Genomic DNA, 17,253 nt, shown 5'->3' with positions numbered 1-17,253 from the left:
TTGGACGCAGGCGTTGCAGCCGAAGGCATCGAGTCTTACATCACGGATGAGCGGCCGTCGCGAGCGCGTCGAACGCGTCGGCTTCCGGAAGCTGCAGCCACGACTCCGGGCCTGCGTCGATTTCCTCGACCGTCAGCAGGCACGCATCGAGTTCGCGACGCAACGTGGCGTGATCGATCGACTGCCCGATGAACACGATTTCCTGCCGACAATCCCCGGCCGGCTCCTCCCATTTTTTCAGCACGCCATCGCGACGATAGTCGTCGTGCGGCCAGTCCGACTGCGGGATAAATCGCCACCATCGCCCAACGTAACCCCACTGGAATGCTCCGCCCGTCTGCACGAGCATGGCGATCTCGGCATAGCGGTGCGCAGCCCAGACATAGCCCTTGCAGCGAAGCAGTCGGCCGTTGTCCCACGGACGACGCAGCCATGCGAGCAGGCGCGCCGGATGAAACGGCGCACGTTCGCGATAGGTCCACGACGCGATCCCGTACGCATCCGACTCCGAGGGGCGTTCGTCGATCTGCATGCGCTGCATCCATCCCGGCGATTCGACGAGCGCCGGCAGATCGAAGCGCCGGGTATCCAGCACGTCTGACGGATCGACCTTGCCGTGCTGCATCGGCAGGATTCGCGCTGATGGATTCAGCGATGCAAGAATTGCGCGCAGCCGGTCGAAACCCGCGTGGCCGATCCGGTCGAGACGGCTCACGAGGATCACGTTCGCGTATTCGACTTGCTCGAGCAGCAGGTCCGACAGCTTGCGCGGCGGACCGGAATTGCCGTCGTTCGCGAGCGTCGCGTCGTGCGCGACCGGTTCAGCCGACGTGATCATGTCCTCGAACGTCTCGCCGTCGACCACCGTGACGAGCGTGTCCAGCCGCGCCAGTTCGCTCAGGCTGAAACCGTCTCGATCGAGAAACGCAAACGTCTCCGCGACCGGCATCGGCTCCGAGATGCCGGTCGATTCGATCAGCAGATAATCGAAGCGGCGCTGCCGCGCCAGCGTGCTGATCTGCTCGAGCAGATCGGCGCGCAGCGTGCAGCAGATGCAGCCGTTGCTCATCTCGACCAGTTCGTCCTCGCCTCGATGCAGCTCGACGTTGCGCCGCACGTCGTCGGCGTCGACGTTCACTTCGCTCATGTCGTTGACGATCACGGCGACCTTCAGTCCTGCGCGATTGCGCAGGATGTGGTTCAGCAACGTCGTCTTCCCGGCGCCGAGGAAGCCGGACAACACGGTGACCGGAATCCTCGGCGCCGGGGCGGCCGGCGTTCCCTGATTCCCCGGCGTCGTCATGCGCTCTGCCCGGACGCGCGATCCAGGTAGCCTTCGAACAGGTCGACCACGACGTAGCCGTCGTCGTCGGCGTCGCCCCACAGATCCTTCACGCGGAACTCGACATGGTAGGTCGGCTGATGCGCGGCGCCGGTGTCGCCGTGGCCGATCGCGTCCGGGAATGGCCACGATTCGGTCGTCCGGTGCAGCACGACACCTTCCTTGCCGCGAACGTAGCCCGGCGCGCGGATGTGTCCGCTGACGTATTCGTCGCGAACGACGACGCGATCGCCGACCTCGAACCGCGTTGATTCGGGCGGGGCCGCCCGGCCCCCGGATTTCGGCGGGTTCGCGAGCCGGAAATGCGAACCGAGCGCGCGGTCGAGTTCATCCTGCGTGAGCACGCCGGTTTCGACGAGCAATGTCGCCGTCGCGATCACGTAGCGCTCGTAGTAGCGCGTGCCGACGTGCTGGCGCACGTCGATGCGTTCGACCGCGTGACGTACCTCGTCGACGCTGAATTTTTTCAGTTGGTCCACGCCGACGAACATCAGACTGTACGCGAGATGTTCCCAGTCTTCCTTGAAGACCGGCTTGTAGCCGAGACTGTTGATCGTATGCGGCACCGGGCCGAAACCCTGGAATCCGCCGAGGTCGTGAAAGCCGTCCATATGTGATCTCCGAGATGAAGGTCGAGAGCGAAACGTGGTGGGCGTCAGCGCGCGCGCGGCAGCGCAACGCCGATCAGCACGTCCTTCGTGACGAGCGTGCGCAGTTGTTCTTCGGTCATGTGCTCGCTGCCGGCCGGCCGTACGGGCAGCACGAGATAGCGGCTTTCGGCGGTCGTATCCCAGACCTTCACGACGACGTCGTCGGGCAGGTCGGTGCCGAGCTCCCGCAGCACCGTGCGCCCCTCGCGGACGAGCCGCGCACGATATTCGAAGCCCTTGTACCACTCGGGAGGCAGCCCGAGCACAGGCCAGTTCGTGCATGAGCACAGGCTGCAGACGATCACGTTCTTCAGCGTGGGCGTGTCTTCGAGCGCGACGATGTATTCGCCCTGCGGGCCGGTGTAGCCGAACTGCGCGCACGCGGTCGTGCCGTCCTTGAGCAGCAGTTCGCGAAACGCCGGGTCGACCCACGCACGCGCGACGATGCGCGCGCCGTTGGCCGGATCCCAGGTCGTGGACATCAGCTCGGTCAGGCCCGCGATATAGCCGTCGGGGATCAGGTTCTTCTCTTTCATCACGCGAAACAGCGCCCAGGCACGTTCGCCGGGCGTCGAGACCGTTTCCGCGGAAGGGGTCGTACTCATCGTTGGGGCTCCTTGTGGTGGTTCGGATTGACCGCCGCCACGGGGTCGGGACTGCCCTGGCGGGGTGCGGCCGCGTGGTGTCGGCCACGCTCGACGAGCAGGGTAAGAAGAGAAAAAGCGCGGTTCTTTGCCGGCACGGATCGGAAACTATGCTGAGACGGCCCCGTTGCGCGGCATGGGGCCGACACGCAACGGATGCACGGCGATTGGCGGCAATCGACGGGGCGCCCGGCACGAAAACCGTGGCGGCCGGCGCACGTTTTTCGACCGCTTCATGGCATCGGAAGCGCAGATCCGTCACAGCCAATTTCTTGTTCCGCCGGAAAACAGAACTGCGGATTTTGCCTTTCTATTCTCATCCTCAAGCGATGGCCGTTCGATGTCGCGAATCGCCGGCATCCCCGATGTACCGGCGGAACAACAGTCAGCCAGCACCCCGCGATTCCACCGTCCGGCGACGGTTCCCGTTCGTCATGCGGCGGGCGTGGCGGTGTCTGCGCAACCAGGTGAGGAGCATGATGGACAACGTCAACAGAATGAAACTGAAGCGAATCGCGCGCTGGATCGGCTTGTCGCTGATCGCCGTCGCATCGCATTACGCGGGCGCGGTCGAGGTCGATCCCGGCGACTATGAGCAGTATCCGATCGGCGCGACGATCGGCGTGCTGTACTACAACTATTCAGCGACGAACGCGTACTACGCGAACGGCCACCGGACGTCGGATTTCGATCTGCAGTCCAATGTCGGCATCGCCCGCCTGCTGCATGTGTTCCAGCTCACCGACAGGCTCACGATCGATCCGCAGGTGTTGCTGCCGTTCGGTCACGTCAGCAGCTTCGGCAACGCAAATTCGCTTGGCAGTACGAATGGTGTCGGAGACGTGATCCTGACGGCTCCATTGAAATTTCGCCTCAACGACGCGAAGGACGTCGCCGCCGCGACCATCTACGTATACGCGCCGACAGGGAGTTACGACCAGAACCGCGGTCTCAATCTCGGTGCCAATCGCTGGTCGCTCGATTTCCAGGCGGCCTACATCAAGCACTTTTCGCCACAGTGGGCACTCGATCTCGTCGGCGACGCGATCTGGTACGGCAACAACAGGTCGTACGGCGCGAGCGGCACGACGCTGCATCAGCGGATGAGCTACAGCGCACAGGCGATGGTGCGTTACATGCCCGATCCGGGCACGTCGCTCGCGATCGGCATCACCCAGCTCTGGGGCGGTGAAACGAGCGTCGACGGCGCGGACAACAACGACGCGCTTCGCACGACGCGCATGCGGATCAGCGCGGCGAAATTCGTGACGAAGGCCGATCAGGTGCAAATCCAGCTCGGCACCGACCTGAGCGTGCGCAACGGGCCGAAGAACAGCGTGCTCGCGGGCCTGCGTTACGCGCACATCTTCTGACCACCCGCATGCGCCGGGATACGTCCGGTGCATGTGGCTCCGTGTTCCCAACGTCGATACCTCGACATCCGATTCCCTTTCCAGAGAGGTCATGCATGGAATCCGCCATCGACAAACACCTGGTCTGCCCGCGGACGCTGTCGCGCCGCGTCGCGGATGACTACCAGCCGCCGTTCCCGATGTACGTCGCCCGGGCCGCCGAAGACCTGAGTCAGGTCGTGATGGGCTATTTCGGCGTGCAATACAGCGGCGCCGACAAGCGCGCGGCGGCACTGGCCGCGTTGCGCCGGATCGTCGCCGATTTCGGTGCGCAGGACGGGCCGAAAAACTACGATCTGACGCAACACACCGATGACCAGGGTTACGAGAACCTGATTGCCGTCGGCTATTGGCGCGATCCGGCCGCGTATGCGCGCTGGATTACGTCGCCGGCGCTCGTCGAATGGTGGACCTCCGACGCACGCCTCGCGGACGGCATCGGCTACTTCCGGGAAATCGTCGCGCCGCGCGCCGAGCAGTTCGAGACGCTTTACGCATTTACGAGCGATTTCCCCGGCGTCGGCGCGATCATGGACGGCGTCAGCGGCGAGATCGAGGAGCACGGCTACTGGGGATCGATGCGCGACCGGTTCCCGATTTCGCAGACGGACTGGATGAGCGCGGACGGCGAGTTGCGCGTCGTCGAGGGCGATCCGGCCCGCGGCGGCCGCGTGGTCGTGCTGGCGCACGACAACATCGCGCTGATTCGCTCCGGTCAGGACTGGCGCGCGGCCGAGCGCGACGAGCGCCGACTGTATCTCGAGGAGATCGAGCCGACGCTGCGCAGCGGGATGGACTTCCTGCGCGACAACGGCACGGACGTCGGCTGCTACAGCAATCGCTACGTGCGCTCGATCGATCTCGACGGCAACGTGCTCGACGAGAGCTACAACATCGGCCACTGGCGCTCGCTCGACCGCCTCGAACGGTGGGCCGAATCCCATCCGACGCACCTGCGGATCTTCGTCACCTTCTTCCGCGTCGTCACCGGGCTGTCGAAACTGCGGCTGTATCACGAGGTTTCCGTCTTCGACGCAAAGCATCAGGTCTACGAATACGTGAACTGCCATCCGCGCACCGGGATGATGCGCGACGCCGTCGCCCGCTGAATCCCGCCGGCACCGCCGGGGCCGGCGGTGCCGCTTACCGAACTGGAGAACGTCGATGGCCATCAAACGCCCGACCCGCGAACAACTGTCCGATATTGCAGCCGGCTTCGGCTTTCATCTCGATTCCCGCCAACTCGCCGAATACGACGACGTACTGCAGGCGAATTTCGACGCCTACGATGCGATCGACGCGCTGCCCGACTATCTGCCCGTCGTCGCGTATCCGCGCACGCCGGGCTACCGCCCGGAAGGCGACGAGAACCGTTACGGCGCATGGGCGCGCAAGAGCACGATCCACGGTGCCGCCGACGGCAAGCTGCGCGGCAGGACGGTGGTCGTGAAAGACAACATCTGCGTCGCCGGCGTGCCGATGCGCAATGGCTCGAGCACGTTCGAGGGCTACGTGCCCGACGTCGACGCGACCGTCGTCACACGGGTGCTCGACGCTGGCGGAACGATCGCCGGCAAGTCGACCTGCGAGTACTACTGCTTTTCCGGCGGCTCGCACACGAGCGCGTCGGGGCCGGTGCACAATCCGCGCAAGGCCGGGCACTCGTCCGGCGGCTCGTCGTCCGGCAGCGGTGCGCTGGTCGCGAGCGGCGAGGTCGACATGGCGCTCGGCGGCGATCAGGGCGGCTCGGTGCGGATCCCGTCCGCCTACTGCGGCATCTACGGGATGAAGCCGACGCACGGGCTCGTGCCGTACACCGGCGCGATGCCGATCGAGGCGACGGTCGATCATCTCGGGCCGATGACGGGCAGCGTGCTCGACAATGCGCTGCTGCTCGATGTCATCGCGGGCGACGACGGACTCGATCCGCGCCAGCGGGCGCTGCCGCCGCGCGCCGATTATCTCGGCGCGATCCGCGACGGCATCGCCGGCCTGCGGATCGGCATTCTGCGCGAAGCGTTCGGGCTCGCGAATTCGGAGAAAGTCGTCGACGAGGCCGTGCTGGTTGCCGCGCACCGGTTGCGCAAGCTGGGTGCGAGCGTCGCCGAAGTGTCGGTACCGCTGCATGCGGCCGGCACCGCGATCTGGTTGCCGATCGCGGCCGAGGGCGCGACGCAGCAGATGATGAAGGGCAACAGCCACGGTTTCAACTGGAGTGGCCTCTACGTGACCGGCATGATCGATCACCATGCGGGCTGGCGCGAGCGCGCTGATGAGCTGCCGGATACCGTGAAGGTGACGATGTTGCTCGGCGAGTATTTCACGAGCCGGTATCGCGGCCGCTACTACGCGAAGTGCCAGAACATCGCGCGGCGTTTGCGGGCGGATTACGACGCGGCGCTGCAGTCTTGCGACGTGTTGTTGATGCCGACCGTGCCGATGCGTGCGTCGAAACTGCCGGAGCCGGGTTGTGCGATGTCCGAGTCGCTGACGCGGGCGTTCGAGATGATTGCGAATACCGCGCCGTTCGACGTGTCCGGGCATCCGGCCATGTCGCTCCCGTGCGGCGTCGCCGATGATCTGCCGATCGGGCTGCAACTGGTCGGGCGCCGCTTCGACGAGGCGACGATCTATCGCTGTGCGTATGCGTATGAACAATCTTCCGACTGGCGTCAGGCGACATTCGCATAACGTGCCCGGAGCCTCGCCGCCGCGCTGCGTGTCGGTCCGGCCGGCAACGCGGCGGGCGCGGTGGAATCGATTGGACAATGTGCTTTTGAACGGGCACGCTACCGGCTGCGTATTTGCCAACCCATGTGGGGCACGACCATGACGATGCGTCCTTTCCCGCGCGCCGCAAGCGGCGACGCGCCCGGCTTGGACTCCGACAGCCCGCCGGGCGAACGAACGAATTCGGCAATCGAGGTGGCGACCAACGGCTCGATCAGCCAGCGTATCGAATTCTGGCGCGAGACGATTCTGCGCTTGTTCGCGGACGTGCAGATCGCGGCCGTGCAGAAAGCCGATTTCTTCGGCCAGGTTCGGCAGCGTAGATGCGAAAAGATGCGCATCTCCGAGATCTACGCAAGCGAGCAGGCCGTGATCCGGCGTTATCGCCAGGCGCGGAGCGAGTACGAGGACAAGTATTTCGGAGTATTGATGCTCGAGGGCAGCCAATCGGTCGAGCAGGACGGCAAGATCGTCACGCTGCACCCCGGGGATTTTGCGATCTACGACGCGACACGGCCTCACCACCTGACGTTCGGCCAGTCGTGGCGCGAGATCGTCGTCAGCATTCCCCGCACGACCCTGAACCAGCTCGTCGTCGGAATGGAGCACCGTACGGCGTGCCCGACGCAAACCGGGGAGGGTGTCGGCAGCGTCATGCGCGCGTTTCTCGAGCAGATGTCGTCGCAGATCCGTAACGTGTCCGAGGACGAGATGCGGCAGTTGTCGGATACCGCGATCTCGCTGATCGCGATGACGGTCGGGGGCTTGCAGCGCAACGATCTCGCGCAATCAAGGATGAAGGCGTTGACGCTGACGCGGGTGAAGCGGCATCTGCTCGAGCACCTGCGCGACCCGGAGCTGAACCCGATGATGATCGAGCGGTCGATCGGCATTTCGTCGCGCTACATCAACAAGCTGTTCGAGGCGGAGAACACGTCGCTGATGCGTTACGTATGGAACCTGCGGCTCGAGCGGTGCGCGCAGGATCTCGTGAATCCGCAATGCGCGATGCTGCGCGTGTCCGACATCGCGTTGCGCTGGGGATTCAACGACATGTCGCATTTCAGCCGCGTGTTCCGCGAGCGGTTTGCGATGTCGCCGCGGGCGTGGCGCGAGCAGGGCAGCAAGCCACGCGCGTGACGCGTTCCGGGCCGCGTTCGCGGCAGGCTCAGGCGCGTTCGGGGCATCCGACAGGCGCGGGCGCCGTCAGTGCACCGCGCGCGGCGCGTGCGCCGGCCGCAGCGCGTGCGGGTCGCCCGCGTCGGCCGCGCGCAGCGGGCCGACGCTGCACAGCTGCGTCGACACCGAGAAGCCGAACGTATTGACGCCGCCGGAGCACGCGACGAACACGCTGCCGCCGTGCATCTCCGCGACGGCCTTGACGATCGACAGCCCGAGCCCGTGGTTCTCCTTGCTGTTCGCGCGCGCTTCCTCGAGCCGGTAGAAGCGCTCGAACACGTGCGAGCGCTGCACGGGGTCGATCGGTTCGCCGGGGTTGGCAACCGACACGTCGACGAGCGTGTCGCGCGGCGTGATCGTCACGTTCAGCGTCGCGCCGGGCGCCGAATGCTGGATCGCGTTGATCAGCAGGTTGGTCATCGCGCGGCGGAACAGCGACGGGTCGACGGCTGCGTGCGCATCGCCGTGCAGTTCGGCGCGCAACTGCGCTTCGTCCAGCGGAATCTCGAGGAAGTCGAGCATGCGCCGCACTTCGTCGGCGAGCGACACGTGCTTCAGGTCGGTCGCGCGCTCGCCGCGATCGCTGCGCGACAGGAACAGCATGTCGTTGATGATGACGCGCAGCCGTTCGAATTCTTCGAGGTTCGACTGCAGCGTCTGGCGCATCCGGTCGACCGAGCGGTCACGGCTCGTCAGCGCGACCTGGGTCTGGCCGATCAGGATGCTGATCGGCGTGCGCAACTCGTGCGCGACGTCCGCGTTGAACGCCTCGAGCCGCGCGTAGGTTTGCTGGATGCGCTCGAGCGCGCCGTTGAACGACGCGGCCAGATCGCGCAGCTCGGTCGGCAGCGCGTCGGTGTGCAACCGCTGGCGGCGGTTGGTGGCGTTGATCGCCGCCGCGTCCTGCGACAGCCGTTCGAGCGGCGCGAGCCCGAAGCGCGCGACCGCGCGGCCCAGCAGCAGCGTCACGGCGGTAGCGATCGCGATCAGCGCCGCGAGCGTCCACACGAAACGGCGCAGCATCCGCTGCGTACGCTCGCACGACGACGCGACGATCAGCTTCAGATCGGGGCGCTCGCCGCTGCCCGCGATCGGGACGGTCTTCGTCATCACGTCGTAGCTGCTGTGGTTGAGCGCGTACTGCTGGAACGCACCGAACGGCTTGCCGACGGGCATGCCGTCGACCGGATGACCGAAGCGGAAGTTGGCGTCGGGGCTGTCGATCTGGTAACGCGTCGACCCGTCGGGCGGTTCGAGGTCGGCGAGCTTTTCCTGCATCAGGCGGCCGCGCGCGGCCGTGGTCGCGTGCGACACGATCATCTGCGCGACCTTCGCGCGCGTGTCGATCGTCGCGCGCAGTTCGGCAAACAGCTGGCGCTCCATCATCACGAACAGCCCGCAGCCGACCAGCGTGAACACGAGCAGCGACACGATGCCGAACATCGCCGACAGACGCAGGGTGATCGAGCGTTTCATGCGTGCCTCTCGTTGTCGGCGTCCTCGCGCGCCTCGAGCACGTAGCCCATGCCGCGGATCGTGTGCAGCAGCTTCTCCGCGAACGGGCCGTCGAGCTTCGCGCGCAGGCGCTTGATCGCAGTCTCGACGACGTTCGCGTTGCTGTCGAAGTTCACGTCCCATACGAGTTCGGCGATCGTCGTCTTCGACAGCACCTCGCCGCTACGCCGCGCGAGCACGCCGAGCAGCTGGAATTCCTGCGCGGTCAGGTCGAGGCGCGTGCCGTCGCGGGACGCGCGCCGGCCGATCAGGTCGACGCGCAGGTCGCCGATCGAGATCAGCGTCGATTCCTGCACGCGCGCGCGGCGCGTCAGCGCGCGCAGCCGCTCGATCAGCTCGAGGAACGAGAAGGGCTTGGTCAGGTAGTCGTCGGCGCCGCCGCGCAGCCCGCGCACGCGATCGTCGACGCGGTCGCGCGCGGTCAGCATGATCACGGGCGTCTGCTTCTGCGCGCGCAACGCGCGCAACACGCCGAAGCCGTCGAGTTTCGGCAGCATCACGTCGAGCACGACCACGTCGTATTCGAATTCGACGGCCTTCCACGCGCCGTCCTCGCCGTCGAGCGCGGTGTCGACGACCCAGCCCTCCTCGGTGAGGCCGCTCTTCAGGTATTCGACGACTTTCGGTTCGTCTTCGACGATCAGGACTTTCATGGGTTTGTCCTTGTAACCGGGTTAGGGGCCGACGCTCGCGGCGCGCGGGAGGATTGCCGTCGCGACGTCGGTCGGCGTGGCGCCGCCGGTCGCGCCGCCGTCCCAGCCGCCGCCGAGCGCCTTCGCGAGAAACACGACGAGCGCCGCGCGCTGGCCCTGGATCTGCACGGCCTGGCGCTCGCTCGTCAGCAATTGCTGCTGGGCGGTCAGCACGTCGATGAACGGCGTGAGGCCGCCCGCGTAGCGGTCCTGTGCGAGCGACACGAGCTTGCGCGCGTCGTCGACGGCCGCCGATGCCTGCTGCGCGGCTTCGGCCAGCACCGACAGGCCCGTCACCGCATTTTGCACCTCCTGGAACGCGGTGAGCACGGTCTGCCGGTAGCTGGCCTGCGCGGCGGCATAGCCGGCCTGCGCGAAATCGACGCCGGCCTTCAGCTTGCCGCCTTCGAACAGCGGCTGGCTGACCGACGCGCCGACCGACCACAGCAGCGCCGGCACCGTGAACAGGCCGGCGAAGCGCGTCGCATCCCAGCCGATGTCCGGCGACAGCGTGATGCGCGGGAAATACGCGGCGCGCGCGACGCCGATCTGCGCGTTCGCGGCCGCCATCGCGCGTTCGGCCGACGCGACGTCGGGGCGCCGCTGCAGCAGGTCGCTGGGCATCCCGGTCGGCAGCGCGGGCGCGTTGATCGCCACCACGCGCGGCGGCAGCGAGAATTCGGGGGCCGGCGTGCCGACCAGCGTCGCGATCGCGGTTTCGACCTGCGCGCGCTGCTGGATCAGCAGCTGTGCCTGCGTGCGCGTCGCGTCGAGCTGCGCGCGTTGCTGCAGCAGATCGAGGCCGGACACCGCACCGAGGTCGTGGCGCGCGCTCACGTAGTCGAGCGCCTTCTGCTGCAGGTCGATCGAGCGCTTGACGACGTCGATCTCGGTGTCGAGCGCGCGCAGCGCGAAGTAGCTCGACGCGAGATCGGCGGTCAGCACGAGGCGCGCGTTCGCGAAATCGTCGCGCGCCTGCTCGGAGCTGGCCTGCGCGGATTCGACGCTGCGCCGCACGCGGCCGAACAGGTCGAGTTCATAGCTGGCGCTCGCACCGACCTGGATGTCGTTCTGGACGGTCGACGTGCTCCGCGTCGCGTAGTTGGTCTGCGGCCGGTCGGCGGAGATCTTGAAGCGCTGGCCGCTCGCGTTCAGGCCGACGGCCGGATACTGCGCGGACGCGACCGACGCGAGCGTCGCCTTTGCCTGGTCGTAGCGTGCGGCGACGGCCTTCAGGTTCTGGTTGTTGCGCAATGCGTCGGCTTCGAGCGCGTCCAGCTGCGCGTCGCCGAAGGCGGTCCACCAGGCCGGATCGAGCGGCGCACGGGCAGGCGCGGCCGGGTGCCAGTACGCGTCTGCCGGGTCGAGCCGCCAGGCGGCCGGCGTCTCGACGGCGGGGCGCCGGTAGTCGGGGCCGACCGTGCAGCCGGCAAGGGCCGCGACCGCGACGGCGGCCAGGAGCGCGGCGGGGCGCAGGCGGGCGCGCATCGCGCTCACGACTTCGCTCCCGCGGCGGCGGACGCCGGCTTCACGACCGGCGGCGCTTGCACGATGACGGCGTCGCCGTTCGCGAGCGCATCGCTCGGGTTCGCGACGAGGCGGTCATTCGGCGTGAGCGGGCCGTCCACTTCGAGCGTCTGCCCGATCGTGCGCGCGATCGTCACCGCCTTCAGGCGCACCTGGCCGTTCGCGTCGACGGTCGCGACGGTCGGCCCTTCGGCGCGGAACAGCAGCGTGTTGGCCGGAATCTGCAGGCGGCCGACCGGCGTCATCGGCAGCGTCGCCTGCACGTATGCGCCGGGCAGCAGCCGTCCGTCCGGGTTCGGCAGCGTGATCTCGATCTGCAGCGAGCGCGTCGCGACGTCGATTGCCTGGGACGTGCGCGTGATCGTGCCGTCGAAGGTCTGGCCAGGCAGCTCGGCCTGCGCGACGCTCGCGTGCTGGCCGACCTTGATTTGCTGCGCATACGCCTGCGGCACCTGCACATACAGGCGCAGCCGGTCGGCCTGCACGACCGTGAACAGCGAGCGGCCCGCGTTGCCGGAATTGACGAGGTCGCCGACGTCGACGTTGCGCTGCGTGACGATCCCGTCGATCGGCGCGACGATGCGCTGGAAGCCCTTCAGTTCGGTGAGCCGGCGCATGTTCGCATCGGCCGCCGCGAGGTTCGCGCTGCCCTGGTTGAACGCGCCTTGCCGGTCGTCAAGTTCCTGCTGCGACACCGCATCGCGCTGGCGCAGTTGCTGCGCGCGGTCGAACGACGTCTTCGCGAGCGCGAGCGCGGCCTGCGCCTGCTGACGCTGCGCGGTGGCCTGCGCGAGTTCCTGGTTGAGCTCGGGCGTGTCGAGCTCGGCGAGCAGTTGCCCCTGCTTCACGTGCGCGCCGATGTCGGCCTGCCAGCGCAGCACGTAGCCGCTCGCGCGCGCATAGATCGGCGCCTCGACGAAGCCGCGCAACGTGCCGGGCAGCGTGAGCTTGCCGCCGGTGGCGGCATCGACCGGATGCACGACGTTCACGTACTGGCGCGTGTTCTGCTCGGCCACTGCGTCGAGCCGGTTGCGGTTCAGCACGTTGACGACGATCGTGCGCGCGGCGCCCGCGGCCAGCAGCACGCCGACCACGATCAGCACGATCCGCCCGCGCCGCGACACCGACGTGCGCGTCGGCAGGTGCATGCCGTGTTCGTCCACCTGGATGCCGACGGAGCTGTGATGTTTCTCTTCCATGAATTGACCGGGTCTAGAGGCTAGGGGCGAAAGTCAGCGTCCGGCCTGGCGCGCGCGCCGGCGGGCCAGCCGCGAATGCACGCCGCCGAACACGAGCGGCACGAACAGCAGCGTCGAAACGGTGGCGAACAGCAGGCCGCCGATCACCGCGCGGCCGAGCGGCGCGTTCTGCTCGGCGCCTTCGCCGAGACCGAGCGCCATCGGCACCATCCCGATGATCATCGCGAGCGCCGTCATCAGCACCGGGCGGATCCGCGTCGCGCCGGCCTCGAGCGCGGCCGTGAGCGGCGGCGCGCCGGTGGCGAGGCGTTGGCGCGCGAACGACACGACCAGGATGCTGTTCGCGGTCGCGACGCCCACCGTCATGATCGCGCCCGTCAGCGCGGGCACGCTCAGGTGCGTGCCGGTGATGAACAGCATCCACGCGATGCCGGCGAGCGCGGCAGGCATCGCGCTGATGATGATCAGCGGATCGAGCCACGACTGGAAATTCACGACGATCAGCAGGTAGACGAGCACGATCGCCATCGCGACGCCCGCGCCGAGACCGATGTACGACGTGCGCATCGTCTCGACCTGGCCGCGCACCGTGAGGTCGGTGCCGCGCGGCAGCGTCGCGCGCGCGTCGGACACGATCCGGTCGATCGCGCCCGCGACCGAGCCGAGGTCGCGGCCCTCGACGCTCACGTACAGGTCGATCGCCGGGCGGATGTTGTAATGCGTGATCACGGCCGGGTTCGAGACGGGGTGGATCTGCACGAGGTTGCCGAGCAACTGCAGCGGCATGCCCGTGCGCCCGCTCGCGGAAATCGGCGTGCCGAGCAGGTCGTCGATCGACGCGATGTTGTATTGCGGGGTCTGGATCTGCAGCGGGTACTGGACGCCGGTGCGCGGGTTGATCCAGAACGACGGGGTCGTCTGGGAACTGCCGGACAGCGAGATCAGCATGTTCTGCGCGACGTTTTGCGCGGAGAGGCTGAGCTGCTGCATGCGCGTACGGTCCATGTCGGCCACCAGGGTCGGTTCGTCGTTGCGCTGCAGCACGTGCACGTCGACGGTGCCGGGGATTTGCCTGATCTTTTTCATCAGGCTGCTCGCGATAGCCATGTTACTCGCGAGATCGTTGCCGAGCACCTGCACGTCGATCGCGGCCGGCTGACCGAAGTTGAGGATCTGCGTGATGATGTCCGACGGCTGGAAGAAGAACTCGACGCCGGGGAAGCGCTGCGGCAGCAGCGTGCGCAGCGTCTGCACGTAGTGCTGGGTCGAGCGATGGCCGGGCTTCAGCGCGATCATCAGTTCGCCGTCGAGCGTGCCGATCGTGCCGCTGTTGCTGTACGACAGGTTGATGCCGCTCACCGGCAGCCCGAGGTTGTCGACGATCGCGCCGAGTTCGTCGGGCGGCACGGCTTCGCGGATCACGCGCTCGACCTGGTCGGCGAGGCGCGCGGTTTCCTCGATCCGGTAGCCGGTCGGAGCGCGCATGTGCAGCCGGATGTTGCCGGAATCGGCGTTCGGGAAGAAGTCGCGGCCGAGCACGAACACGAGGCCGGTCGACAGCACGCAGAAGCCGAGGAAGCACGTCGCGTAGAAGCGGCGGCGCACCAGCAGGATGCTGAGCAGCACGATGTACCACGCACGCAGCCGCTCGAACGCGGCATTGAACGCGTGATGGAGGCGCGCGAAACGCGACGTCGAGTGGTCGGGGCCGGTGGTGGCCTGCTGCGGGCGGAACAGCAGCATCGCGAGCGTCGGCACGAGCGTGCGCGACAGCACGTAGGACGCGAGCATCGCGAACACCACGGCTTCGGCGAGCGGCACGAACAGGAAGCGCGCGACGCCCGTCAGGAAGAACATCGGCACGAACACGATGCAGATGCACAGCGTCGATACGAACGCGGGCACCGCGATCTCGCCCGCGCCTTCGAGAATCGCATCGTGCAGGTTGGTGCTCGACGAGGACCCCAGCGCGCCCTCCGGTCGCGGCCCCCCGAGGGGGCTGCCGGGCTCGCCAGGGTCGGCCCGGCGCGTGCCGAGATGCAGGTGCCGCTCGATGTTCTCGATCGTGACGGTCGCGTCGTCGACCAGGATCCCCACCGCGAGCGCGAGCCCGCCGAGCGTCATGATGTTGATGGTCTCGCCGAGCGCGGAGAGCGCGATCAGCGACGTGAAGATCGACAGCGGAATCGAGATCGCGATGATCAGCGTGCTGCGCCAGTTGCCGAGGAACAGCAGGATCATCATCGCGGTCAGCACGGCCGCGATCAGCGCCTCGCGGATCACACCCTGCACGGCGGCGTTGACGAACACCGACTGGTCGAACAGCGGCGTGATCGTGAGCCCTTCGGGCAGCGTCGGGATCACCTTCGGCAGCAACGCCTTCAGGTCCGACACGACCTTCAGCGTCGACGCGTCGCCGGTCTTCAGGATCGACATCAGCACGCCGCGCTGGCCGTTCTGGCGCACGACGTTGGTCTGCGGCGCGAAGCCGTCGCGCACCGACGCGACTTCGCGCAGGTAGGTCGTCGCGCCGTTGACGGTTTGCACCGGCAGGCCGTTGATGTCGGCGACCGTGTCGGCCGACGCGTTCGTGTCGATCCGGTATTCGGTCTGGCCCATCTTCGCGGTGCCGGTTGGCAGCACGAGGTTCTGCGCGTTGACCGCGTTGACGATGTCGGCGGGCGTGAGGCCCTTCGCGAGCAGCGCCTGCGGGTCGAGGTCGATCGCGACCACGCGCGTGCGGCCGCCGTACGGAAACGGGATCTGCGCGCCCGGGATCGTGATCAGTTGCGGGCGCAGGAAGTTGAGCGCGATGTCGGCGAGCGACTGTTCGCTGAGCGTCTTGCTGGATAACCCGAGCTGGATCACCGGGATGCTCGACGCGGAATAGGTGATCACGAGCGGCGGCGTCGCGCCCTGCGGCATCTGCCGCACGATCGCCTGCGCGGACGAGACCGTCTGCGCGATCGCCGTCTGCACGTTCGCGCCGGGCTGCAGGAACACTTTCACCACCGCGATGCCGGGCAGCGAGGTCGACTCGATGTGCTGGATGTTGTTGACGGTCGTCGTCAGGATCCGTTCATGGACGGCCGTGATCCGGTTGGTCATCTCCTTCGCGGAGAAGCCGTTGTAATTCCAGATCACGCTGATGACGGGAATGTTGACCGCCGGCAGGACGTCGACAGGCGTGCGCATCAGCGCAAGCGGGGTGGCCAGCACGATCATGATGGCCATCACGATGAACGTGTAGGGGCGCCTGAGCGCGAGATTGACGATCCACATGGAGGCAGCGGGACAGGCGGTGATCAGGCGTCGGTGAAGGGAACCCGAATGATAGGCGTCGGGGCGGAACGGGTCACTGGCGCGAAACTGGCGGAATTGTCAGGTTGGGGCGGGGTGACGAAAGGCCGATTCATCGGATGAAAGGCGCGCGGGCGCAGGCACCCGGAAACCGCCGCCGTGCCGTATGCGGATGCCGCATCGACGACGGTTCCACTCATCCGGCGTCGCTCAGATCTGTTCCATCCCGACCCGCGCCAGCGCGGCCAGATCGACGACCTCGATCTGGTTGTACGCGAGCCGCAGCACCCCGAGTTTCTCGAGCTGCTGCAACGCCTGGTTGATCCGCTGCCGCGACACACCCACGAGCATCCCCAGTTCCTCCTGCGAGATCGCGAGGGACGGACCGGTGTCCGGGTACAGCGCCGGGTTGAACAACTGCGCGAGCGCCTGCGCGACGCGCGCGTCGACGTCGAGCAGCCGGCTGTTCTGGATCGACGCGATGAACTCGCCCATCCGGTTGTTCAATTGATGGATCACGAAGCGTGTGAACGGCAGGCTGGTGTCGAGCAGCGCATGGAACGTGTCGACCGGGACGAACAGCACGATCGAGCGCTGGACGGCGACGACTTCGTACTTGCGCAGCTCGCGCTTGATCACGCTGCCTTCGCCGAACCAGCCGCCCGACGGCACGCCGGAAAACGTGCAGCCGCGCCCCGACGCGTTGAAGATCGCCAGCTTGAGCAGTCCGCGATGCACGCCGATCCAGTATTCGGACGGCGCGAGCCGCTGCGCGATCACGTCGCCGGCTTCGTGCCGTTCCGCATGGGACTGCGCGAGCACCAGCGCCTGGTGTTCCGGCGCCAGCGCGCGGAACCACGCGCACTGGCCGAACAGCGCGGACAGGGCGGGCAACGGGCCCGGTTCGAGCGGCGGGTTGGCCGGCGAGTGGTCCGGCGGAGCGGCCGCGTCGGGCGGCGCAACGGAGTGATCGTGCATGGGTGCGGGTTTGCGAGGATAGGGATAACGCGCAGCGTTCATCGGGCACTCTGTCGTTTCGATGACAGACGGCTCACAATAGCGC

General features: G+C 67.2%; 13 protein-coding genes. 4 read left to right on the top strand and 9 right to left on the bottom strand.

Annotated elements, in window-relative coordinates:
* Positions 1-40: 40 nt before the first annotated feature.
* The 3 genes from ACT2FV_RS05120 to nthA are packed head-to-tail and all read right to left on the bottom strand — an operon-like array spanning position 41 to position 2,597.
* On the bottom strand, positions 41-1,303 hold the full coding sequence (locus ACT2FV_RS05120; RefSeq protein ID WP_444503367.1) for a GTP-binding protein: 1,263 nt from the start codon (positions 1,301-1,303) through the stop codon (positions 41-43).
* Positions 1,300-1,953 carry a nitrile hydratase subunit beta gene (gene nthB, locus ACT2FV_RS05115; protein ID WP_444503366.1) on the bottom strand — a complete coding sequence of 218 codons (654 nt, stop codon included), beginning with the start codon at positions 1,951-1,953 and terminating at the stop codon, positions 1,300-1,302. Before nthB ends, ACT2FV_RS05120 begins: the two co-directional genes overlap by 4 nt.
* Positions 1,954-1,997: 44 nt before the next feature.
* Complete coding sequence (gene nthA / locus ACT2FV_RS05110; protein WP_124623817.1) at positions 1,998-2,597, bottom strand: nitrile hydratase subunit alpha; 600 nt, start codon at positions 2,595-2,597, stop codon at positions 1,998-2,000.
* A 515-nt stretch (positions 2,598-3,112) separates the two neighbouring features.
* Here nthA and ACT2FV_RS05105 point away from each other — a divergent pair.
* From ACT2FV_RS05105 to ACT2FV_RS05090, 4 genes are all read left to right on the top strand, one after another.
* Positions 3,113-4,009: a transporter gene (locus ACT2FV_RS05105; protein WP_151049506.1), complete on the top strand. Its 897-nt coding sequence runs from the start codon at positions 3,113-3,115 to the stop codon at positions 4,007-4,009.
* 95 nt (positions 4,010-4,104) lie between these two features.
* Complete coding sequence (oxdA, locus tag ACT2FV_RS05100; RefSeq protein WP_124623823.1) at positions 4,105-5,157, top strand: aliphatic aldoxime dehydratase; 1,053 nt, start codon at positions 4,105-4,107, stop codon at positions 5,155-5,157.
* A gap of 55 nt (positions 5,158-5,212) precedes the next feature.
* Positions 5,213-6,739 carry an amidase gene (locus ACT2FV_RS05095; RefSeq protein ID WP_444503365.1) on the top strand — a complete coding sequence of 509 codons (1,527 nt, stop codon included), beginning with the start codon at positions 5,213-5,215 and terminating at the stop codon, positions 6,737-6,739.
* 138 nt (positions 6,740-6,877) lie between these two features.
* Positions 6,878-7,918 carry a helix-turn-helix domain-containing protein gene (locus tag ACT2FV_RS05090; RefSeq protein WP_124900749.1) on the top strand — a complete coding sequence of 347 codons (1,041 nt, stop codon included), beginning with the start codon at positions 6,878-6,880 and terminating at the stop codon, positions 7,916-7,918.
* 66 nt (positions 7,919-7,984) lie between these two features.
* On the opposite strand, the gene ACT2FV_RS05085 is transcribed toward ACT2FV_RS05090, so the two are convergent.
* The 6 genes from ACT2FV_RS05085 to ACT2FV_RS05060 all read right to left on the bottom strand — a co-directional run bounded on the left by ACT2FV_RS05085 (position 7,985) and on the right by ACT2FV_RS05060 (position 17,168).
* Entirely contained in the window at positions 7,985-9,433 is a 1,449-nt protein-coding gene (locus ACT2FV_RS05085; protein ID WP_174919825.1) for a heavy metal sensor histidine kinase, read from the bottom strand.
* Entirely contained in the window at positions 9,430-10,125 is a 696-nt protein-coding gene (locus ACT2FV_RS05080) for a heavy metal response regulator transcription factor (RefSeq protein WP_059599382.1), read from the bottom strand. Before ACT2FV_RS05080 ends, ACT2FV_RS05085 begins: the two co-directional genes overlap by 4 nt.
* 21 nt (positions 10,126-10,146) lie before the next feature.
* The gene (locus ACT2FV_RS05075) at positions 10,147-11,652 is read right to left on the bottom strand and encodes an efflux transporter outer membrane subunit (protein ID WP_444503897.1); all 1,506 of its coding nucleotides are present in this window, start codon (positions 11,650-11,652) and stop codon (positions 10,147-10,149) included.
* A 5-nt stretch (positions 11,653-11,657) separates the two neighbouring features.
* Positions 11,658-12,890, bottom strand: a complete 1,233-nt coding sequence (locus tag ACT2FV_RS05070) for an efflux RND transporter periplasmic adaptor subunit (RefSeq protein WP_444503364.1) — start codon at positions 12,888-12,890, stop codon at positions 11,658-11,660.
* 33 nt (positions 12,891-12,923) lie between these two features.
* The gene (locus ACT2FV_RS05065) at positions 12,924-16,172 is read right to left on the bottom strand and encodes an efflux RND transporter permease subunit (protein WP_444503363.1); all 3,249 of its coding nucleotides are present in this window, start codon (positions 16,170-16,172) and stop codon (positions 12,924-12,926) included.
* A 228-nt stretch (positions 16,173-16,400) separates the two neighbouring features.
* Positions 16,401-17,168 (bottom strand): Crp/Fnr family transcriptional regulator, encoded by a 768-nt coding sequence (locus ACT2FV_RS05060; RefSeq protein ID WP_170296448.1) that lies wholly within the window; start codon positions 17,166-17,168, stop codon positions 16,401-16,403.
* Positions 17,169-17,253: the final 85 nt, after the last annotated feature.

Source organism: Burkholderia sp. PR2, assembly GCF_052372875.1.
In the GTDB taxonomy this organism is placed as follows: domain Bacteria; phylum Pseudomonadota; class Gammaproteobacteria; order Burkholderiales; family Burkholderiaceae; genus Burkholderia; species Burkholderia diffusa.
Note: the sequence above shows the minus strand (reverse complement) of the source record. Positions and strands in the feature narration are given on the sequence as shown.